General features: G+C 70.1%; 11 protein-coding genes. 9 read left to right on the forward strand and 2 right to left on the reverse strand.

The annotated features are described in order from the left end of the window. Nucleotides 1-29: 29 nt before the first annotated feature. A complete protein-coding gene (gene araA / locus IF651_RS10375) occupies nucleotides 30-1,538 on the forward strand; it encodes an L-arabinose isomerase (protein ID WP_191829039.1) in 1,509 nt (502 codons plus the stop codon). A 75-nt stretch (nucleotides 1,539-1,613) separates the two neighbouring features. On the opposite strand, the gene arfA is transcribed toward araA, so the two are convergent. Continuing rightward, complete coding sequence (gene arfA, locus IF651_RS10380) at nucleotides 1,614-3,239, reverse strand: arabinosylfuranosidase ArfA (RefSeq protein ID WP_191829040.1); 1,626 nt, start codon at nucleotides 3,237-3,239, stop codon at nucleotides 1,614-1,616. A gap of 514 nt (nucleotides 3,240-3,753) precedes the next feature. Between arfA and IF651_RS10385 the strand changes: the two genes are divergently transcribed. The 5 genes from IF651_RS10385 (at nucleotide 3,754) to IF651_RS10405 (ending at nucleotide 12,718) form a co-directional block, all read left to right on the forward strand. Next, nucleotides 3,754-4,767: an ABC transporter substrate-binding protein gene (locus tag IF651_RS10385; protein WP_191829041.1), complete on the forward strand. Its 1,014-nt coding sequence runs from the start codon at nucleotides 3,754-3,756 to the stop codon at nucleotides 4,765-4,767. A 185-nt stretch (nucleotides 4,768-4,952) separates the two neighbouring features. Next, entirely contained in the window at nucleotides 4,953-6,494 is a 1,542-nt protein-coding gene (locus IF651_RS10390) for a sugar ABC transporter ATP-binding protein (RefSeq protein ID WP_191829042.1), read from the forward strand. Beyond that, nucleotides 6,491-7,555 (forward strand): ABC transporter permease, encoded by a 1,065-nt coding sequence (locus tag IF651_RS10395; protein ID WP_191829043.1) that lies wholly within the window; start codon nucleotides 6,491-6,493, stop codon nucleotides 7,553-7,555. Before IF651_RS10390 ends, IF651_RS10395 begins: the two co-directional genes overlap by 4 nt. Nucleotides 7,556-7,626: 71 nt before the next feature. Next, nucleotides 7,627-8,616 carry a galactofuranose ABC transporter, permease protein YjfF gene (gene yjfF, locus IF651_RS10400; protein ID WP_191829107.1) on the forward strand — a complete coding sequence of 330 codons (990 nt, stop codon included), beginning with the start codon at nucleotides 7,627-7,629 and terminating at the stop codon, nucleotides 8,614-8,616. A 211-nt stretch (nucleotides 8,617-8,827) separates the two neighbouring features. Beyond that, nucleotides 8,828-12,718, forward strand: a complete 3,891-nt coding sequence (locus IF651_RS10405) for an alpha-L-arabinofuranosidase C-terminal domain-containing protein (protein ID WP_191829044.1) — start codon at nucleotides 8,828-8,830, stop codon at nucleotides 12,716-12,718. Between the two features lie 79 nt (nucleotides 12,719-12,797). Here the strand turns inward: IF651_RS10405 and IF651_RS10410 are convergent, their stop codons facing one another. Further along, complete coding sequence (locus IF651_RS10410) at nucleotides 12,798-12,962, reverse strand: hypothetical protein (protein ID WP_191829045.1); 165 nt, start codon at nucleotides 12,960-12,962, stop codon at nucleotides 12,798-12,800. A 16-nt stretch (nucleotides 12,963-12,978) separates the two neighbouring features. Here IF651_RS10410 and IF651_RS10415 point away from each other — a divergent pair, with 16 nt between their 5' ends. The 3 genes from IF651_RS10415 (at nucleotide 12,979) to IF651_RS10425 (ending at nucleotide 22,735) form a co-directional block, all read left to right on the forward strand. Then, on the forward strand, nucleotides 12,979-17,175 hold the full coding sequence (locus IF651_RS10415; RefSeq protein WP_191829046.1) for a beta-L-arabinofuranosidase domain-containing protein: 4,197 nt from the start codon (nucleotides 12,979-12,981) through the stop codon (nucleotides 17,173-17,175). Between the two features lie 101 nt (nucleotides 17,176-17,276). Next, complete coding sequence (locus IF651_RS10420) at nucleotides 17,277-20,171, forward strand: beta-xylosidase family glycoside hydrolase (RefSeq protein ID WP_191829047.1); 2,895 nt, start codon at nucleotides 17,277-17,279, stop codon at nucleotides 20,169-20,171. A gap of 155 nt (nucleotides 20,172-20,326) precedes the next feature. Further along, nucleotides 20,327-22,735: a family 43 glycosylhydrolase gene (locus tag IF651_RS10425; protein ID WP_191829048.1), complete on the forward strand. Its 2,409-nt coding sequence runs from the start codon at nucleotides 20,327-20,329 to the stop codon at nucleotides 22,733-22,735. The last annotated feature ends 249 nt before the right edge of the window (nucleotides 22,736-22,984 follow it).

Consider the following 22,984-nt stretch of genomic DNA (forward strand, 5'->3'; position numbering starts at 1 on the left):
CCCGGCCACGACACGAGAGATGTGAACCCATGAGCAAGCCCTACGCGGACCGCGAGATCTGGTTCCTCACCGGCAGCCAGGACCTCTACGGCACCGAGACCCTCCAGCAGGTCGCCGAGCAGTCCCAGGAGGTCGCGCGCGCCCTCGACGCGTCGTCCGACGTCCCCGCGAACGTCGTCTGGAAGCCCGTCCTCAAGGACTCCGCCTCGATCCGTCGCGCGATGCTCGACGCGAACGCGGACGACCGCGTGCTCGGCGTCGTGACGTGGATGCACACGTTCAGCCCCGCCAAGATGTGGATCACCGGCCTGGACCTGCTGCGCAAGCCGCTGCTGCACCTGCACACGCAGGCGAACGTCGAGCTCCCCTGGGACTCGATCGACATGGACTTCATGAACCTCAACCAGGCCGCGCACGGCGACCGCGAGTACGCGTACATCGCGACGCGCCTCGGGGTCGCGCGCACGACGGTCGCGGGGCACGTGTCGAACCCGGCCGTGACCGCGCGCGTGGGCTCCTGGGTGCGCGGCGCCGCCGGCTGGGCCGCGACGCACGAGCTGCGGCTGGCACGGTTCGGCGACAACATGCGCAACGTCGCCGTGACGGAGGGCGACAAGACCGAGGCCGAGCTGCGGTTCGGGGTGAGCGTGAACACCTGGGGCGTCAACGACCTCGTCGCGGCGGTCGACGCCGTCTCGGACGCCGACGTCGACGCGCTCGTCGCGGAGTACGAGGCGGTCTACGACGTCGTGCCCGAGCTGCGCAAGGACGGCGACCGGCACGAGTCGCTGCGCTACGCCGCCCGCCAGGAGATCGCGCTCGAGACCTTCCTCGAGTCCGTGGGCGCCAAGGCCTTCACGACCAACTTCGAGGACCTCGGCGACCTGCGCCAGCTCCCCGGCATCGCGGTCCAGCGCCTCATGTCCAAGGGCTACGGGTTCGGGGCCGAGGGCGACTGGAAGACGGCCGTGCTCGTGCGCGCCGCGAAGGTCATGGGCGAGGGGCTGCCCGGCGGCGCGTCGCTCATGGAGGACTACACCTACGACCTCACGCCCGGCAGCGAGCGCATCCTCGGCGCGCACATGCTCGAGATCTGCCCGTCGCTGACCACGTCGACGCCGCGCGTGGAGATCCACCCGCTCGGCATCGGCGGCAAGGAGGACCCGGTCCGCATGGTGTTCGACGCCGACCCGGGCGTCGGCGTCGTCGTGTCGCTCGCCGACATGCGCGACCGGTTCCGGCTCACGGCCAACGTGGTCGACGTCGTGGCGCCGTCGGCCCCGCTGCCGCACCTCCCGGTGGCCCGCGCCGTGTGGGAGCCGCGCCCCGACTTCGCGACGTCCGCCGAGTCGTGGCTGACCGCGGGCGGCGCGCACCACACCGTCATGTCGACCGCGGCGGGCATCGAGGCGTTCGAGGTCTTCGCCGACATCGCGGGCACCGAGCTGCTCGTCATCGACGAGGACACCACGCGCCGCGGGTTCCGCGACCAGGTGCGCTGGAACCAGGTCTACTACCGGCTGGCCCAGGGCCTCTGAGACCCGCCCGCCCAGCATTCTCGCCGCCGAGACGGCAGCTGCCGCCCCCGATCCGTCCGGATCAGGGGCGGCAGCTCACGTCTCGGAGGGGATCCTGCCAGGCTCTCGGAAGGTGTTCGGGGGTGCGGTGGCGGGTCGGTCGGTCGTGGCCGTCCCTGCCAGCGCGGTCCAGGACTCGGGCGCGAGCGCGACGGTCGTCCGGGTGCGACCGGTGCCTCCGGACGTGACGACGGTGACGTCGGCGCCCAGGTCCACGGCGGACCAGCACGACCCGACGACCTTGCGCGCGTGCGCGGGGCCCTCGACGGCGGCCTCGTGGTCGGCGACCATGCGCCAGCCCTCCGTGAGCTCGACGCCCAGGCCGAGGTGCTCGACGTCGACCTCGACGGGCTCGGCGGACCGGTTGGTGAGGAACAGCGCGAGCGCCCCGGTCTCCGGGTCGTGCGTCGCCGCGGCGGTGACGAGCGGGACCTCGCCGTGGCGCGTCGTCGTGGTCGTGGGGGAGTCCACGCGCACGTCGAGCGCCTCGCCGCGCGCCAGGCGTGCCGTCGTCGCGAACGGGTGGAAGGTCGGCTGGCGCCACGCCTCGCCGCCGGGCTCGGTCATGATCGGCGCGATGACGTTGACGAGCTGGGCGAGCGCAGCGACGGGGACGCGGTCGGCGTGGTTGAGGAGGGTGACGAGCAGGTCGCCCACGACGACGGCGTCGAGCGCCGAGTAGACGTCCTCGATGATGCGCGGGGCGTCGCGCTGGACCGGCAGGTTCGTCTCGCCGGGGAACCGGGACTCGAGGTACCAGACGTTCCACTCGTCGAAGCTGATGGTGATCTTCTTGTCCGAGCGGCGGCGCGCGCCCACGGCGTCGGCGGACGCGACGACACGGTCGATGAAGCGGTCCATCGCGGTGCCCGAGCCGAGGAACGACGCGCGGTCCCCGTCGAGCTCCTCGTAGTAGGCGTGCATGGAGATGTGGTCGACGAGGTCGTACGTGTACGACAGGACCGTCTGCTCCCACTCGCCGAAGGTGTTCATCTGCATCGACGACGACCCGCACACGACGAGCGAGACGGTCGGGTCGACGAGCTTCATCGCCTTGCCGGCCTCGGCCGCGAGCCTGCCGTACTCGTGCGCGTCCTTGTGGCCGATCTGCCAGGGACCGTCCATCTCGTTGCCCAGGCACCACAGGTGCACGCCGTACGGCTCGGCGCGGCCGTGGGCGATGCGCAGGTCGGCCCAGCGGGTCCCGGCCTCGCCGTTGCAGTACTCGACGAGCGCCGCCGCGGCCTCGACGCCGCGTGTGCCGAGGTTGACGGCCAGCATCGGCTCGAAGCCCTCGCGCTCGGCCCACTGCAAGAACTCGTCGGTGCCGACGAGGTTCGGCTCGACGGTCCGCCAGGCGAGGTCGAGGAAGGGCTTGCGCTCGGACACCGGACCGACGCCGTCCTCCCAGCGGTAGTTCGATACGAAGTTGCCGCCGGGGTAGCGCAGCACCGTCGCACCGAGCTCGCGCGTGAGGTCGGCGACGTCGCGACGGAACCCGTGCTCGTCCGCCGTGGCGTGCCCCGGCTCGTAGATGCCCGTGTAGACGGCGCGGCCGAGGTGCTCGACGAACGAGCCGAACAGGCGGCGGTCGACCGGACCGACCCGGAAGTCGGTGTGCAGCGTGACCCGGGGGCGCGGTACGGGCTGGTGGTCGGGCATCGGGAGGTGCTCCATGATCGGGTCGGCGGGTCGGTCGCCCGACGACCGGCGTGCGCCGGTCCTCGGCGGCGACCCTGAGAGTCAACCATGGCGCGAGCGACGATGACCGGGTTCCCCTGCCTGCGCAGCTCGCGCCCCGCGCTGCAGGAGCCCTGGGCGGTACCGATACCGGCGGGCGGTGGGCACCCCCGCCCCTGGCCACGGTGGTCGTGATGCAACCGTGACCGGGAGCGACTTCAGTTTCCCGAGTGTGAGCGCTAACATCGTCCTGGACGATGTGATCGCTCACATGGCCCGGAAGCGCTCGATCGCGCGGTTACCCTCGCTGACAGGCGGTGGAAGTTACCGAACGGTTATGCGCCGAAGGCCATCAGGGCTTGCGGTGGACGGCAGTACAGCGCTAGACATTGACATATCCGAACACGTACCAACAAGAGTCAACAGCCCCCGACGCTGGGAGCGGTCGACCGAGCGGCACCGGCACAACGCCGGTCCGCATCTCAAGGAGGAGAGCATGTTCAGCACGAAGAAGGCGCGCACGCGCCTGACCGGTGTTCTCGCAGGCGCGGCAGTGTTCGCCCTGGCGGCTTGCAGCAGCGGTGGCGGCAGCGACGACGACACGGCTGACGCGGGCGGCAACGGCGGCGGCGACGACGTCATCAGCATCGGTTTCTCGCAGGTCGGCGCCGAGTCCGGCTGGCGCGCGGCGAACACCAAGTCCATCCAGGACACGCTGACCGCGGAGAACGGGTTCGACCTCAGCTTCTCCGACGCGCAGCAGAAGCAGGAGAACCAGATCCAGGCGATCCGCTCCTACATCGCCCAGGGCGTGGACGTCATCGCGTTCTCCCCCGTGGTCGAGTCCGGCTGGGACGCCGTGCTCGAGGAGGCGAAGGACGCCGGGATCCCCGTCATCCTCACCGACCGCGCCGTGGACTCCGAGGACGAGTCGCTCTACGAGTCGTTCATCGGCTCGGACTTCGTGCTCGAGGGCGAGACCGCCGGCGAGTGGGTCAGCGAGAACCTCGCGACCGAGCCCATCAACGTCGTCGAGCTCCAGGGCACGACGGGCGCCGCCCCCGCGATCGACCGCAAGGCCGGCTTCGAGGAGGCCACGTCGGACAACCCGAACGTGACCATCATCGACTCGCAGACCGGTAACTTCACCCGGTCCGAGGGCAAGACCGTCATGGAGGGCTTCCTCCAGGCGCACGACGACATCGACCTCGTCTACGCGCACAACGACGACATGGGTCTCGGCGCGATCGAGGCCATCGAGGCCGCCGGTCTCGTCCCGGGCGAGGACATCAAGATCGTCACCGTCGACGCGGTCAAGGACGGCATGCAGGCGCTCGCCGACGGCAAGATCAACTTCATCGTCGAGTGCAACCCGCTGCTCGGCCCGGACCTCGCCGAGATCGCCAAGAAGGTCGTCGCCGGCGAGGAGGTCGAGAAGCGCATCGTCGTCGAGGACCAGTCCTTCACGCAGGAGCAGGCCGTCGAGGCGCTGCCGACGCGCGAGTACTGAGCCGCACGCTCAGCACCGCGCCCGTGGCGGGGCCGACAGGCCCCGCCACCACGAGCGGACCGCGCGCCGGGAGACTTCAGGTCCCCGGCGCGCGGTCGACTGACACCACCAGCAGGAATCCGGAGCCGACGACCCAGGCGTAGACTCCCGGAGCCACCGCAGCACCGCAGCTCGGAAGGTCACCCATGAGCACCCCCGTCCCCGAGGGGCGACCCGTCGTCGAGATGTCCGGGATCTCCATCGAGTTCCCCGGCGTCAAGGCGCTCGACGGCGTCGACCTCACCCTCCGCCCCGGAGAGATCCACGCCCTGATGGGCGAGAACGGCGCCGGCAAGTCGACGATGATCAAGGCCCTCACCGGGGTCTACTCGATCGACTCGGGCACCATCGTCGTCGACGGTTCGCCGCACACGTTCTCCGGCCCGGGTGCCGCGCAGCAGGCCGGCGTCTCCACGGTGTACCAGGAGGTCAACCTCTGCGAGAACCTCTCCGTGGCGGAGAACATCATGCTCGGCCACGAGCCACGCCGTGGGGGCGCGATCAACTGGCGCGCCACGCGACGTCGTGCGGGCGAGATGCTCGCGCGCCTCAACCTGGACATCGACCCCGCGTCGTCGCTCGCGTCCCACTCGCTCGCGATCCAGCAGCTGGTCGCGATCTGCCGCGCCCTCGTCATCGACTGCAAGGTGCTCATCCTCGACGAGCCCACGTCGAGCCTCGACGCCGACGAGGTCGCGCAGCTCTTCGAGGTGATGCGCCGACTGAAGGACGACGGCGTCGCCATCCTCTTCGTGTCGCACTTCCTCGAGCAGGTCTACGCGATCTCCGACCGGATGACCGTGCTGCGCAACGGTCGGCTCGTGGGGGAGTACCGGACCGACGAGCTGCCGCGGCTCGAGCTCGTCTCGAAGATGATCGGCGCCTCGCTCGACGAGCTGTCCGAGCTCGAGCAGACCACCGAGCGGATCGCGCACGACCGCTCGGGCGAGGAGCCGTTCATCCAGGCCGTCGGCCTCGGACGCAAGGGCTCGATCCAGCCCTTCGACCTCGACATCTATCCGGGCGAGGTCGTCGGTCTCGCCGGTCTGCTCGGGTCGGGCCGCACCGAGATGGCCCGCCTGCTCGCCGGCGCGGACCGCGCGGACTCGGGGCAGACGACGGTGAGCGGCAGGCTCGCGCGGCTGCGCACACCGCGCGCGGCGATGCAGCGCAACATCGCGTTCTCGTCCGAGCACCGCAAGGCCGAGGGCGTCGTCGGCGACCTCACCATCCGCGAGAACATCGTCCTCGGCCTGCAGGCCGACCGGGGCTGGGCGCGGCGGATGCCGCGTCGCCAGGTCGACGAGATCGTCGAGAAGTACATGACGGCGCTCTCGATCCGGCCGAACAACCCGGACGCGCTCCTGCGCAACCTGTCCGGCGGCAACCAGCAGAAGGTGCTGCTCGCACGCTGGCTCGCCACCGCCCCCGAGCTCCTCATCCTCGACGAGCCGACCCGCGGCATCGACGTGGGCGCCAAGGCGGAGATCCAGAAGCTCGTCGCACAGCTCGCGAGCCAGGGCATGTCCGTGCTGTTCATCTCGGCCGAGCTCGACGAGGTCCTGCGCCTGAGCCACCGCATCGCCGTCATGCGTGACCGGGTCAAGGTCGCGGAGATCACCAACAGCGACGACGTCACCGTCGAGAACGTCGTCGAGCTCATCGCGAGCGGAGGGACCGACTCATGAGTACGGCTGCCCCAGCCACACCCACGTGGCAGCGCGTGACCCAGCACCGGCTGTTCTGGCCGGTCGTCGCGCTCGTCGCGCTCTTCGTGGCCAACACCATCGCCAACCCCGGGTTCCTGTCGCTGCGGCTCCAGGACGGGCACCTCTTCGGCGCCCTGATCAACCTGCTGCGCGGCGGGTCGCCCCTGCTGCTCATCGCGCTCGGCATGACGCTCGTCATCGCGACCCGCGGCATCGACCTGTCGGTCGGTGCGGTCGTCGCGATCTCGGGGGCGGTGGCGCTGAGCTTCATCGCCTCGTCCTCGGACCCGAGCAGCGTGACCACGGTCCTGGTGGCGATCGGTATCGCCCTCGCGCTGTCGCTCGTGCTCGGCGTCTGGAACGGGTTCCTCGTGTCGGTGGTCGGTATCCAGCCGATCATCGCGACCCTCGTCCTCATGACCGCAGGCCGGGGCGTCGCGATGCTCATCACGGGCGGGCAGATCACGACCGTCAACAGCGCACCGTTCAAGACCCTCGGCTCGGGCTTCTGGCTCGGGCTGCCGGTCGCGGTGTTCGTCGCCGGAGGCGTGTTCGCCCTCGTCGCGTTCCTGACGCGACGTACCGCGCTCGGCATGCTCATCGAGTCCGTCGGCATCAACCCCGAGGCCAGCCGGCTCGCCGGCGTGAAGTCACGCAGCATCATCTGGACGGTCTACGCGGTCTGCGGCCTGTTCGCCGGTCTCGGCGGCCTGATCATCAGCTCGAACGTCATGGCGGCCGACGCCAACAACGCGGGCCTGTTCATCGAGCTGGACGCGATCCTCGCGGTCGTGATCGGCGGGACGTCGCTCTCGGGCGGCAAGTTCTCGTTGGCCGGCACGCTCGTGGGCGTCCTCATCATCCAGACCCTGACCGTGACCGTGACGATGCTCGGCATCTCGCCCTCGGTCACCCCCTTGTTCAAGGCCATCGTCGTGATCGCGGTCTGCCTCGCGCAGTCGCCGAAGATCCGCGACGCCGTGGCCGCCAGACGCCGGCGTGCAGCACGCACGTCCCAGGCAGCGGAGGTGGCAGCCTGATGTCCACCGTCAAGACACCCACACCCACCTCGCCGCGCGAGCCGGGCAACAAGCCCCGTACCGCGGGCGGCATGTCCGCGGGCATGCCGGTGCGCTTCGCGTCGCGCATCCGCGTGGACCGACGCTATCTGCCGGTCATCGGGACGCTCGTGGTGCTCGCTCTGATGCTGATCATCGGGGGCTCGCGGTACGAGAACTTCCTCTCGGGCCGGGTCATCTCGAACCTGTTCATCAACAACTCGTTCCTCATCGTGCTCGCCGTCGGCATGACGTTCGTGATCCTGACAGGTGGGATCGACCTGTCGGTCGGGTCCGTGGTCGCCCTGTCCGGGATCAGTGCGGCCTCGCTGCTGCAGTCCGGGTGGCCGGCCGCCGTGGTGATCCCCCTCGTGGTGCTCATCGGCACGGTGATCGGGCTGGTGGTCGGGATCATGGTCCACGTGTTCGAGATCCAACCGTTCATCGCCACCTTGGCGGCGATGTTCCTCGCGCGCGGCCTGTGCTACGTGATCAGCCTGCAGTCGATCCCGATCAACGACGACACGTTCGTGTCGATCGCGAGCTGGAAGCAGCAGTTCGGCGAGGAGTGGCGCATCACCACGAGCGTCGTGATCGCCCTCGTGGTCGTGGCGATCGCCTTCTACATGCTGCACTACACGCAGTTCGGCCGGACCGTCTACGCCATCGGCGGCGGCGAGCAGTCCGCGATGCTCATGGGTCTCCCCGTGGCGCGGACCAAGGTTCTCGTCTACGTCGTCAGCGGCACGTGCGCCGGCATCGGCGGACTCCTGTTCGCCATGTTCTCGCGATCGGGCTACTCGCTGACCGGCGTGGGGATGGAGCTCGACGCCATCGCCGCGGTCGTCATCGGTGGCACGATCCTCACGGGCGGTACCGGGTTCGTCCTCGGGTCCGTCCTCGGCGTGCTCGTCCTGGGCCTGATCCAGACGATCATCACGTTCGAGGGCACGCTCAGCTCGTGGTGGACCAAGATCGTCATCGGCGGCCTGCTGCTGGTCTTCGTGATCCTGCAGCGCGTGCTGGTCGTCCGGCGACGATGAACCCGGCGCCCCGGTCCGTCGGTCACGTCCGACGAACCGGGGCGCCGCACACGCACCATGGTCCGGCAGCTCGTCCGACGGTTGCCGGGCGCCGCGTGCCGCGTGCGTCATCCCTTGCCCCGTGTGAACGTTCACACTAGAGTTTCCCCATGCATGCTTGTTAGCGCTCACATACGTGCGCGCCGTGCTCTCGACGAGGAGAGGTCATTCCATGCAACGTCTCATCACCCCCCTGCCCCGCAGCGGGCCCTGGCGCGGGTCGCGGCCCGCGACCGCCGGGCTGCTCGCCTTCACGGTCGGCGTCGCGGGCGCGCTCGCGGTGGGCGTGCCCACGTCCGCGGTCGCCGCCGAGCCCGACGTGCCTGACGGCGCATGGACCGACCCGTTCGACGGGGTCGGGCTCGGCCCCGACTGGACCGTGGTCAACCCGGCACCCGAGGCGCTCTCCGTGGCCGACGGCTCGCTCACCCTGACGTCCCAGACCGGCGACACGTACCAGGACACCAACACCGCGAAGAACATCGTGATGCTGGACGTCCCCGACGGGGACTTCACGCTCGTCACCCACGTCGACGCCCCCGTCTCGAAGACCTTCCAGGGCGCCGGCCTCATCGCGTGGCAGGACATCGACAACTACGTGCGCTCGGGCCTGACCTTCGTCGGGGACCTCGCGCCGTCCGGTCGAGCCATCGAGAACGACATCGAGTCCGACGGGTCGTTCAGCGCCTACTCCTTCGCCGACCGCCCGGGCTCGGCCGCCGAGACGCTGCGCATGCAGCGCACGGGTGACGTCGTGGTCACGTCCTACTGGGACGACGACGCCTGGACCGAGGCCGGTACCGTCACGGTCGACTTCCCGATCACGCAGGTCGGCGTGTACGCCCTGGCCGCACAGGACGGCACGACCCACACGGCCGCGTTCGACTACGTCGCGCTCGATGCCGCCGAGGGTGCGGACCAGGTGCCCGACGGGACCTTCACGGTGACCGGCCCCGGCACCTCCCGGTACCTGGTCGCCACCGAGGACGGTCTCGCCCTCGACGACGAGCGTCCGTCGAGCACCGTCGCGCTCACCGCGACCGAGGTCGAGGACCCCGCGGAGGGCACGCGCCCGGTCACGCTCGGGACCGACGGCGGGCCCGTCGTCGTGCAGGACGATCGGCTCGCGCTGGGCGAGCCCGGCGCGCCGGGCGAGGAGATGCGGATCACCGACGCCGGCGGCGGGAAGGTCTGGCTGCGCAGCGCGGCCGATCCAGGGCTGTACGTCGGCGTGCGCGCCGACGACGGCGCGCTCGTCCTCGGGCCGCGCGACTCCGCGACGGCGCTGACGGTCACGGCGACCTCGAGCGCCGACCACGAGATCACGGTCGACCTCGCTGGCGAGCGCACCGAGATGAGCGACGAGCTCTACGGTATCTTCTACGAGGACATCAACTACGCCGCGGACGGTGGGCTGTACGCCGAGCTCGTGCGCAACCGGTCGTTCGAGTTCGACAACCAGGACAACGGGTCGTTCAACGGCCTCACGGCGTGGAGCGCCGCGAACCGGGGCGGCGCGACCGCGACGACCCAGGTCGTGAACGACGCCGGCCGCCTCAACGCGACCAACCGCAACTACCTGAACCTGACCACCACGGGCGCAGGTGCGGGTGTGCGCAACGCCGGGTACAACACGGGCCAGTTCGTCGAGGAGGGCGAGTCGTACGACTTCTCGGTGTGGGCGCGCTCCGCGACGGCGCAGACGCTGACCGTCCGCGTCGAGGACGCGGCAGGCACGACGGCGTACGCGACCGGTGAGGTCGCCGTCGACGGGTCCGACGCATGGAAGAAGTACGAGGTCACCCTCGACGCGACCGGGACCACCACCGCGGGGCGGCTCGCCGTGCTCGCTGGTGCGGCCGGCACCGTGAACCTCGACATGGTCTCGCTGTTCCCCCAGGACACCTGGGAGGGCGCGGTCAACGGCAAGAGCCCGCTGCGCAAGGACCTGGCCGAGAAGATCGAGGCGCTGAACCCGAAGTTCCTGCGCTTCCCGGGTGGCTGCGTGACGAACGTCGGCACGTTCGACTCCTACGAGGAGTCGGGCTACACCGACCGGCAGCGCACGTACCAGTGGAAGGAGACCATCGGGCCGGTCGAGGAGCGTGCGACCAACTGGAACTTCTGGGGCTACAACCAGTCGTACGGCATCGGCTACCTCGAGTACTTCGAGTTCGCCGAGGACATGGGCGCGACCGCGCTGCCCGTCGTGTCCGTCGGGGCCAACGGGTGCGGCAGCACCATCCCCGAGATGACGGACCCCGTGCAGATCCAGCGCTGGGTCGACGACACGGTCGACCTGATCGAGTTCGCCAACGGCGACGTCACGACCGAGTGGGGCGCCGTGCGCGCCGAGCTCGGTCACCCCGAGCCGTTCGGCATGAAGTACATCGGGCTCGGCAACGAGGAGAACACGCACACGTTCGAGGCCAACTTCCCGCAGTTCCGCGACGCGATCGAGGCGGCCTACCCGGACATCGAGATCATCTCGAACTCCGGCCCGGACGACACGGGCGCGCGCTTCGACGAGCTCTGGGAGTTCAACCGCGAGCAGGGCGTCGACATGGTCGACGAGCACTACTACAACGACCCGTCGTGGTTCCTCGAGAACGACGAGCGCTACGACTCCTACGACCGCGAGGGACCGCACGTGTTCCTCGGGGAGTACGCGTCGCGCGGCAACACGTTCGCCAACGCGCTCGCCGAGGCGTCGTTCATGACGGGCCTCGAGCGCAACTCCGACGTCGTGGAGCTCGCGTCCTACGCGCCGCTGCTCGCCAACGAGTCGTACGTCCAGTGGTCGCCCGACGCGATCTGGTTCGACAACGACGAGTCGTGGGGCTCGGTGAACTACTACGTGCAGCAGATGTTCTCGGCCAACGTCGGCGACCAGGTCGTCCCGAGCACGCACACCGGCCCGCCGGCGGAGGGTGCCACGGTGGACGGCGGGGTCTTCCTGTCGACGTGGAGCACCGCCGCGCAGTACGACAACGTGCGCGTGACGGACAACGCGAGCGGCGACGTGCTCTTCGAGGACGACTTCGAGGACGGCGCGGACCAGTGGCAGCCGCAGTCCGGCACGTGGGCCGCGCAGGACGGCGCGTACGTGCAGTCCGCGACGGACGTCACCGACGCGCGCTCGATCATCGAGGGTGCGTACGCGAAGGACTGGTCGAGCTACACGCTCGAGCTGGACGCCCGCAAGACGTCCGGGTCCGAGGGCTTCCTCGTCGGCTTCGCCGCCGGCGCCGCGAACGACTACTACTGGTGGAACCTCGGCGGGTGGAACAACACGCGCCAGGCCCTCCAGCGGGCTGACGGGGGCAGCGCGAACGAGGTGACGGCGGTCGAGAACAGCAGCATCGAGTCCGGCCAGCCGTACCATGTGAAGGTCGTGGTGGAGGGTTCGACCATCGAGCTCTACCTCGACGGGGAGCTGCAGATGTCGTACGCGCAGCCGGCCAAGAAGTCTCTCTACCAGGTCGTCACGCGTGACGACGACACGGGCGACGTGGTCGTCAAGGTCGTCAACCCGACCGCGACCGCGGCGCGCACGCAGGTGCACGTCGAGGGCGCCGCGGGCACCATCGACGACACCGCCACCGTCACCGAGATGGTGGGTGCGCCGTCGGACACCAACACCAAGGCCGACCCCGAGCGGGTCGTCCCGGTCGAGCGGACGCTGACCGGCATCGGTGAGGACTTCTCGTACGAGTTCCCCGCGAGCTCGATCACGTTCGTCCGGCTGCACGAGTCGGCGGCTCCGGGCGCCGACGTGACCCTCGAGGTCACGGCGCAGCCGCGGTGCCTGGCGGGCAAGGCGTACGTCGCGGTCCGCGCGGTGAACGGCGAGGACGTCCCGGTTGACGTCGAGCTCGCGACGCCGTTCGGAGCGAGGACGTTCGCCGACGTGGCTGCCGGCAAGAACGCGTACCAGTCGTTCGCGGTGCGCGCGACGTCCGTCCCGGCCGGCTCCGTCACCGTGACGGGCGCGGGCGACCTCGACGGCGAGCACGTCACCACGCCGTACGACGTCGCGTACGACGCGCTCGACTGCGGCTGACCCACCCCGCAAGGGAGAACCGCAGGCCGCGAGGTAGAGCCCTGGTCATGACCGGGGCTCTACCTCGCGGACCCGGGCCCTACCTCGCGGGATCCTCCTGGCCGGTCCGACGGGCCACGAGTCCCATGCCGAAGTAGTACCGCAGTCCGCCGAAGTAGTACCGCAGTCCGCCGAAGTAGTGCCGCTGTCCCACGACGTAGCCGAAGTAGTACCGCCGTCCCACGACGTAGGAGGTGGGGCGCACGACTCGAGGAGCAATGATGCACTCCACGTCCGCGGGCGCGACGCGCGCCCACACCGGCCGGGCAGCGAGGTTCGCGGCCGTCGCCGCGGCCACCGCCCTGGCCCTGACCACCTGGGCGCCGTCGGCCTTCGCGGCCGACGCGCTCGGCGACCCGGTGCTCGACCTGTCGTTCGAGCGCGACGTCACCGACGCCGGCCCGCTCGCCCACCCGGTCACCCTGCGCGGGCACGCCGGGTCCGCGCCGACGGGGTACGAGTACGTCGACGGCGTCACCGCGGGCACCGAGGCGCTCCGCCTGACCGGGAACACCTACCTCGACCTCGGGACCTCGACCGCGCTCCAGCCCGAGGACCTCACGCTCGCGTTCTGGATGCAGCCGAGCGGCAGGCTCTCCGGCGAGCACCTCGTCACGTGGAACAAGGGGGCCTACAACTCGGACGGCTGGTACGTGTCGTCGGAGTCCGACACGGTGCCGCTCGCCATCTCGATCGGTCCTGCGTCGGGTCAGCCGTACAAGGTGCGGGTCGCGAGCTCGGACCGCGCGTCGTTCTTCCCCGCGGACGAGTGGACGCACGTCGTCGTCACCTACGACCACACCACGAAGGACGTCGCGTTCTACCGCAACGGCGAGAAGGTGCCGTCCACGGTGGCCAACGCGACCGGCGGCGACGCGACCGGCGTGCTCGGTTCCGATCCGGCACTGCCCAAGACCATCGGCTTCAACGGCCCGCAGTACAACGGCGGCTACCTCCGGGCGGCGCTCGACGAGTACCGCGTGTACGACGACGTCGCGGGGCTGGCCGACGTCGTCGGGCTCTACGAGGAGTCGGGCCGCGAGATCGACCGCGACGCGGTCGCCCGGGACGACGCCGACGGCCTGTCCCTGCCCGAGCGTGCGACCGTCGCGCTCGTGCTGCCCACCACCGGGTCGCGCGGCTCGGCGGTCACGTGGCAGACGTCCGACCCCGACGTGGTCGGCGCCGACGGTACCGTCACCCGCCCCGCCCTCGGTGAGGACGACGCACACGTCACCCTCACCGCCCGCGTCCGCTACCTCGACGGTGACCCGGTGACCCGCACCTTCGACGTCCTCGTGCCCGCGCTCGTGGACGAGACCCCGCTCGAGGACACCACGCTGCCCTCGGTGCTCCTCTCGGACGACTTCCTCACCAACGCCGCGGGCAAGGAGCACGAGTACCTCCTGAGCCTGGACTCCGAGAAGTTCCTCTACGAGTTCTACAAGGTCGGCGGCCTGACGCCGACGACCGCGACGGGCTACGCCGGCTGGGAGCGCAGCAACGCGGTCAACTTCCGCGGGCACGCGTTCGGGCACTACATGTCGGCGCTCGCGATGTCGTACTCCTCCACGCCGGACCAGGCGACGAAGGACGCGCACTTCACGGAGATCGAGGAGGCCGTGAGCGGGCTGTCGCGCGTGCAGGACGCGTACGCGACGGCCCACCCGGGATCGGCGGGCTACGTGTCCGCGTTCCGCGAGTCGATCCTCGACCAGGTGCAGGGCACCGGGACGTCCGACGAGAACGTCATCGTGCCCTGGTACAACCTGCACAAGGTGCTCGCAGGCCTGCTCGACGTCGCCGAGTACGTCGACGGGCCGGTCGGTGACGAGGCGCTCGCGGTCGCGACCGACTTCGGCCTGTACGTGCAGGGGCGCGTCTCGCAGCTGGACGACACGAGCGTCATGCTGCGCACCGAGTACGGCGGCATGAACGAGGCGCTGTACGAGCTGTTCGACCTCACGGGCGACGTGCGCATCAAGGAAGCGGCCGAGGCGTTCGACGAGGTGACGTTCTTCCGTCAGCTCGCAGCCGGCCAGGACGTCCTGCCGGGCAAGCACGCCAACACGCAGATCCCGAAGCTCCTCGGGGCGCTCAAGCGCTACCGCGTCTTCACGCAGAACCCGGAGCACTACGCGCTCCTCACGCAGGCCGAGAAGGACGAGCTGCCGATGTACCTGGCGGCGGCGGAGAACTTCTTCGACATCGTCGTGGACGACCACACGTACGTGACCGGCGCGAACAGCCAGGCGGAGCACTTCCACGAGCCCGGCTCGCTGCACGAGCACGCCGACGAGCAGGGAGCCGCGCGCAACGCCGAGACGGCCGAGACCTGCAACGAGTACAACATGCTCAAGCTGTCGCGCGAGCTGTTCAAGCTGAGCAAGGACGTGCGGTACGCGGACTACTACGAGAACGCGTTCATCAACACGATCCTCTCCTCGCAGAACCCGGAGACGGGCACGACGACCTACTTCAACCCCATGGGCTCGGGCTACCACAAGGTGTTCAACCTGCCGTTCACCGAGTTCTGGTGCTGCACCGGGACGGGCATGGAGAACTTCTCCAAGCTGGGCGACTCGATCTACTACACGGGTCAGGGATCGGTGTGGGTCAACATGTTCTTCTCCTCGACGTTCGAGCACGCGGAGCAGAACCTGCGCGTCGAGCAGGAGGCGAACCTGCCGAACGACGACACCGTGACGTTCCACGTCGCGGCGCTCGACGGCGGCGCGGTCGCGCAGGACGCGACGCTGCGCCTGCGCGTGCCGTCGTGGGCCGCGGGCGACGTGTCGCTCGAGGTGAACGGGACCGCGGTCGAGCCCGCGGTGTCGCGCGGGTACGTCGTGGTGCCGGTCGCCGCGGGCGACGAGATCCGGTACACGATGCCGATGGCGGTGTCCGTCGTCGACACCCCGGACAACCCGTACTTCGTCGCGTTCCGCTACGGCCCGGTCGTGCTGTCGGCCGACCTGGGCGAGATCCCGGAGCCGGCGTCGCAGGGCACCGGCATCCTCGTGCGGTCCTCGACGCGCGACGAGGACGCGCAGACCACCATCACCGCGGCGAACATGGGCGCGGACGAGTGGAAGGAACGCATCACCGAGAACCTCGTGCGCGTCGAGGACGATGCCGACGGGCGCGTGCAGCTCCGGCTCCGCAACACCGCGGACGGCGCGGGCCTGGTCTTCACGCCCCACCACACCAACTGGGACGTCACCTACGGCCTGTACCTGAACCTCGACGAGCCGGACTCCGCTGCGTCGCAGGAGCGGATCCTGCGGTCGAAGCAGGAGCTGCGCGACGCCGACCGCACGGTCGACGAGCTCACCAGCTTCGACAACAACAACTTCGAGAACGCGAAGAACCTCAAGCAGAACGGGTCCTCGGTCGGCGCGTTCAACGGCCGTCAGTTCCGGCACGCGAACGGCACCGGGTGGTTCAGCTACGACCTCATGGTCGACCCGTCGTCCGAGACGAACCACCTCGGTGTGACGCTCTACACCGGTGACGCGGGTCGCACGTTCGACGTGTACGTGAACGACGAGAGGCTCAAGACCGTCACGACCCTCGCCGACGCCCCGAGCAAGGACGAGGACGGCTTCTACGTCGACTCCACCGAGCTCCCCGCGAAGTACCTGGAGGTCGGGGACGACACGCGCTGGAAGGTCGACAGCGCGGGGGAGTACGTGCTGGACGACGACGGCGAGCGGATCCCTGTCGTGACGGTGCGGTTCCAGGCCACGGGCGGCTGGGCGGGCGGCGTCTTCGGGCTGCGCCTCGACCGCGCGGCGTCGTACGACGCGACGCCCGGGCTGTCCGCGCTGGCGTTCGACACCGGGACGCTCACCCCCGCGTTCGACCCTGCGACGACGGACTACACCCTCACCGTGCCCGAGGGCACGACGAGCGTCGTCCTCGACGCCGACCCGCACGTCCCGAGCGGGCTCGTCCGCGTCGACGGGGTGCTGATCGACGACACCCAGGGCCGCGTCGTCGGGCTGCCGGAGGACGGGACCGCCCGCACGGTCGAGGTGGTCGGCGTCGCGCAGGACCACGAGACCGCGACGACGTACACGGTCGAGATCGTGCCGGGCGAGGTCGTGCCGGAACCGGAGGTCGTGCTGGACGTCGAGGTCTCGCCGCGCTGCATGGCGGGCAAGGCCTACGTGGCGGTCCGTGCGACGAACGCGGTCGACGTCCCCGCGGACGTGACCGTCACGACGCCGTACGGGTCGAGGTCGTTCACCGACGTCGCACCCGGCAAGGCGGCGTACCAGTCGTTCGCGGTGCGCGCGTCGACGCTCGCCGCCGGCGAGGTCACGGTGACGGGCGCCGCCGTGCTCGACGGCACGGACGGGCCGGCTGAGGTCACGACGTCGTACGACGTCGCGTTCGACGCCCGCACCTGCTGAAGCCGAGAAAGGGACCGGGGGCTCTCCTTCGAAGGCGAGCGGCCGCTCTTCGTCAGGTCGGCATCGATATCCGGCACAAGTCCTCAAGGAGGAGGAACGTGATGACAGCACGATGGCACGACCGGAGGCACGCCAGGGCGATCGCGATCGCGGGCGCGCTCGCGCTCGGATCGGTCACGTCAGGGGCAGCGAGCGCCGTGGACGACCCGGGATCGACGATCACGGGACTGACCACGACCGACAACGGGGACGGGACCTACGACGTCCCGCTCCTGAACAGCGACGTGCCGGATATCAGCGTCGCGCGCGTCCCCGCGGCAGAGAACGACGAGGGCCGCGACGTCTACTACATGATCAGCACGACGATGCACCTGGCGCCGGGCGCCCCGATCATGAAGTCGTACGACCTCGTGAGCTGGGAGATCGTCAGCTATGTCTACGACCGCCTCGGCACGGGCGACGTGTCGTCGCTGCGCAACGGGCAGAACGGCTACGGCAACGGCCAGTGGGCGTCGTCCCTGCGCTATCACGACGGCACGTTCTACGTCGTGTTCAACACCAACGACCTCGGAGGCTCGTTCCTCTTCCGCACGGACGACGTCGAGGACGGCGCGTGGGAGCGCACGCCGCTCGGGCGCGGGCTGCACGACCCGTCGCTGTTCTTCGACGACGCGGACGGTGGGACGCCGTACATCTTCTACGGGTCCGGCGCGACCAGCGCGGTCCGGCTGAACGACGACCTCACCGCGATCGAGGAGGACTTCCCGAACATCTTCCGCGCCTCGGACTACGCGGGCGAACCCTTCATCGGCGGGCTCTTCGAGGGTGCTCAGGTCCACTACATCGACGGTGAGTACTACGTCGCGATCATCACGTGGCCGAGCGGTCAGAACCGCCAGGAGGTGCTCTTCCGCTCCCCGCACCTGCTGGGCCGTTACCAGACCGAGGACGGCTCCAACCCGTACGAGGCGCGCAGCGCGCTGAACTCGGACGGGTTCGCCCAGGGCGGCCTCGTCGAGGTGCCCGACGGCGACGGCGGGTACGAGTGGTGGGGAATGTTCTTCCGGGACACGTACCCGCTCGGGCGCATCCCCGCTCTCATCCCGGCCACGTGGGAGGACGGCTGGCCGACGTTCGGCGACGACGGCGTCGTGCGCGTCGGCGACACGTTCGACAAGCCGATCGATCTCAGCCCCGCTGAGGAGCGCCGCGAACGGCTCAAGAGCATCGTGGCGTCCGACGACTTCGCGAACGACGCCGAGCACAAGTCGTTCAGCGACACGGTCTGGGAGATCCCGGACGGGCCGCAGTACGACGACTCGCTGCTCGGCGTCGAGCTCGTGGACAATCCCGGCTTCGAGGACGCGACGACGGCGCCCTGGGGCGCCCAGTTCGGGGCGAGCGTGGCCCGCGTCACGAGCGACGCGGCGTCGGGCACCGCGGCGCTGCGCGTGAGCGACCGCACGCTCAACGGCTCAGGGCCCCACCAGCAGCTCGGCGGGAAGATCCAGGCCGGCGTCACCTACGACGTCTCGGCGCGCGTGAGGTACGCCGACGGCCCGGACCCGGTGCGGTTCAACCTCGTCGGCGACTGGGGCGGCGGCGTCACGACGCTCGCGTGGGCGAACGCGACGCCCGGGGAGTGGACGACGGTCTCGGGCACGTACACGGTCCCGAGCGGCACGGACGTCAGCACCTTCAAGCTCGCGGTCGAGACCCCGTGGGCGAACCCGCAGCCCGCGTCCTCCACCGTGGAGTACCTGCTGGACGACGTCTCGGTCGTCGGGCAGACGCCCGAGGTCGAGCTGCCCACCGCCGAGGAGGTCTCCTACAACGGCTCCGACCTGGACCTCGCCTGGCAGTGGAACCACGCGCCGGACAACCGGTACTGGTCGCTCACCGAGCGCGAGGGGTGGTTGCGACTGACCAACGGGCACGTGGTCACCGGGGACGCGGAGTACACGAAGGCTCCGGGACGTGACCTGACGTACCTCGAGGAGGCGCGCAACACGCTCGGGCAGCGCACGTTCGGCCCGCAGGGGTCGGCGGAGACGCGGCTCGACGTGTCCGGCATGCTCGACGGCGACGTCGCCGGCCTCGCCGTGTACGGGCGCAGCTTCGCGTACGCGGGGATCCAGCAGACGGGCGGCGAGCGCACGCTCGGCCTCGTGACGCGGCTGCAGCCCTTCACGGACACGATCGACCGCGACGCGGTCGAGTCGTTCGTCCCGGGCTCGCAGGTCCTGCTCGGCGCGGACACGGACGTGCACCTCAAGGCGGACGCGGACTTCGCCTCGCCGAACGGCCAGCTGTGGGTGCAGTACTCCTACAGCCTCGACGGGCAGAGCTGGCAGCCGCTGGGCGCGCGGCAGGGGCCGCTCGCCATGGACTGGAGCCTGTCGCACTTCATGGGCTACCGGTACGGGCTGTTCAGCTACGCGAAGGAGCAGACCGGCGGGCACGTGGACTTCGACCACTTCCTGCTCAGCGACACGCTCGACGCGGACGGCGGGGCGGACACGACCGCGCTGGATGCGGTCGTGGCGGAGGCCGAGGCCCTCGACGAGGCCGCGTACACGGTCGGGTCGTGGGCGGACGTCGAGCGGGCCCTCGCCTGGGCTCGCGCCACGACCGCCCCGTCCACGCAGAACCAGGTGGACGCCCCGGCGCGCTCGCTCGCGCTCGCCGTCGCGTCGCTCGTGGAGGCGGACGGCGTCGACGTGGCGTTCACGGCGGACGTGAGCGTGCGCGCGATGGCCGGGAGGGACTACGTCACGGTCCGGGTGACGAACGACGAGGACGTCCCCGTCGACGTCGTGGTGACCACGCCCTATGGCAGCCGGACCTTCGTGGACGTCGCCCCCGGGAAGAACGCCTACCAGTCGTTCGCGACCCGGGTGGCGGACGTCCCGGCCGGCGAGGTCACGGTCACGGTGACGCGCACGTCCGACGCGGCGTCGGAGGCCCGCGTCCTGCCGTTCGCCGAGAGGGACTGACCGCCGACCCACCCGGCCCAGGCGGCCGGGTGGGCACGGGATCGGCCGATGACGAGGAGGTGGCCTGCGACGGCAACGGCGCCGTCGTGCACGCACGGCCCGCAGCGGTGCGGGACGAGGAAGACCATGAGCAGGACATCGATCGAGGAGGATCCATGGACATGCACCTACGAGGACGACGCCGGTCCCGGCGCGCGTTCGCCGGGACCGCGCTCGCTGCGCTGGTCGCGGCGTCGCTCGCGACGGCCGTGCCGTCGTACGCCGCAGACGAGGAGCTCGTCGCCAACGGCGGGTTCGAGGACGGCACGACCGGGTGGTTCGTCAACGACGGCAACGCGACCGACGGGGGAACGCTGACCACGACCGACGACGCGGCGTCCGGCGACGCGGCGGCGCTCGTCACCGGACGCACCACCACGGGCTCGGGCCCCATGCAGGACCTCAGCGGCACGGTCCAGGCAGGCGAGACGTACGAGCTGACGGCCAGGATCAAGTACGACGCCGCCGACAGCCCGGGCACCAAGCAGTTCTTCGCGACGATGCACTACGGCGGGGGGACGTACACCAACCTCGTGAGCGTGACGGCGACGAAGGGGGAGTGGGCGACGTTCGACGGGACGTTCACGATCCCGGCGTCGCAGTCCGTGTCGACGGCGCGCCTGTTCTTCGAGACGCCGTGGACGAGCGCTCCGTCGGACGACCCGGCGACGCACCTCATGGACTTCGTGCTCGACGACGTGTCTCTCGTCGGGGCGGCGCCACCGCCGCCCGCGTCGAGGACCATCGAGGTGCTCGGAAAGATCCCTGGCGAGCACAACCCGCTGATCTCGCACAAGTTCGGTGCGGACGCGTTCGGCTTCGTGGACGACGGCCGCGTCTACCTCTACATGACGAACGACACCCAGGGGTACGCACCGGACCCGGCCACGGGCGTGTCGCCGCAGATCAACTACGGCGACATCAACCAGATCACGGTCATCTCGTCCGAGGACCTCGTGAACTGGACCGATCACGGCGAGGTGCCGGTCGCGGGGCCCGACGGAGTCGCCCCGTTCACCAACAACTCGTGGGCGCCGGGCATGGCGAAGAAGGTCGTCGACGGCGTCGAGAAGTACTTCCTGTACTACGCGAACGGTGGCGGTTCGAGCAACGTCATCACGGGTGAGTCGCCCGTCGGGCCGTGGACGAGCGAGCGGGACAGCACCCTCATCGACGGGCGGACCCCTGGCGCGGAAGCGGTCGCCTGGAAGTTCGACCCCGCTCCGCTGGTGACGGACGACGGCGACGCGTACCTCTACTTCGGTGGCGGCCCGGCGGCGACGGACATGCCGGCGGCGGAGCGGTACAACAACCCGAAGAACATCCGGGTCATCGAGCTCGGCGACGACATGGTCTCCACCCAGGGCACGGCCGCCGTGGTCGACGCCCCGGTCGCGTTCGAGGCCGCGCAGGTGTTCGAGCGCGAGGGCACGTACTACCTGTCGTACTCCTCGCACTTCGGCGGCAACGACTTCGGCGGGAACCAGCAGGCACTGCCGGGCTACCCGGGAGGCGGGCAGATCGGCTACATGATGTCCGACGACCCCATGTCCTTCCCGAAGGAGACCTATGCGGGCGTCCTGTTCCCCAACCAGTCGCAGTTCTTCGGGTCCGGCACCGGGGGAAACAACCACCAGTCGGTGTTCGAGCTCGACGGGAAGTTCTACTTCACGTACCACGCGCCGACGCTGAACAAGCGCATCAACGGCAACAGCACCCAGGGCTACCGCAGCCCCCACATCCAGGAGCTGACCTTCGACGCCGACGGCACGATCGAGCAGGTGGTCGGCGACTACGCCGGTCCGGACCAGGTCAAGGACTTCGACCCGTTCGGCGTGATCGAGGCGGAGACGTTCGGCTGGCAGCAGGGCCTGGCCACGGCGAAGGTCGACGGCGGGTCCGCGCAGTTCGGCGAGGACGCGCCCAACCTGGTGGTCCGGGACGTGGACGACGGCGACTGGTCCGCCTTGTCGTCGGTGGACTTCGCCGACGGCGCGGCGAGCGTGACGGCGCGCGTCCGGCCGCTCGTCGAGGACGCGCAGGTCGAGGTCCGTCTCGACGACCGTACCGGTCCCGTGGTCGGGACGATCGCGCTCGACTCGCCGGTCGGCGAGTGGACGGACGTCACGGCCGAGCTCGACGGCGTCTCCGGGGTGCACGACGTGTACTTCACGTTCGCCGGGCCGGAGGGCGAGGACCTCGTCGAGGTCGACACGTGGTCGTTCGCGCCCGCGTCGTCGGGCGGGGAGCTCGACGTCCAGGTGACCGTCCAGCCGCGCTGCCTGGCGGGTACGGCGTACGTCGCCGTGCGGGCGACGAACGGTGAGGGCACGCCCGTGGACATGACCCTGGCGACGCCCTTCGGCGAGAAGTCGGTCGCGGCCGTGGCTCCGGGGAAGAACGCGTACCAGTCGTTCTCCTCGCGGGCGACGTCGTCGACCGCGGGCGCCGTGAGCGTCACGGGGACGACCGGCGACACCTCGAGCACGCAGGACGTCGACTTCGACGCTCTCGACTGCGGCTGAGTCCGCGGTCGTGACGTGGGCTGCCGGCCCGGACCAGCACGGTCCGGGGCGGCAGCCCGCGGCTCGACGCGCGCATCGACCGTGGGGTGTGCGGGGCAGGGGGAGCGGGATGGTGGTGCGGCCCCGTTGCGGACCTGATCGTTCGTGGTTGGACCCCTGTCCAAGTCCGCCGCACGCATGTTAGCGTTCACATACTCCCGTCCGCCGTCGGACGGGTCGCCCGGCGGTGCCGCCGGGGTACGACGACGA

The sequence above is a fragment of the Cellulosimicrobium arenosum genome (genome assembly GCF_014837295.1).
In the GTDB taxonomy this organism is placed as follows: domain Bacteria; phylum Actinomycetota; class Actinomycetes; order Actinomycetales; family Cellulomonadaceae; genus Cellulosimicrobium; species Cellulosimicrobium arenosum.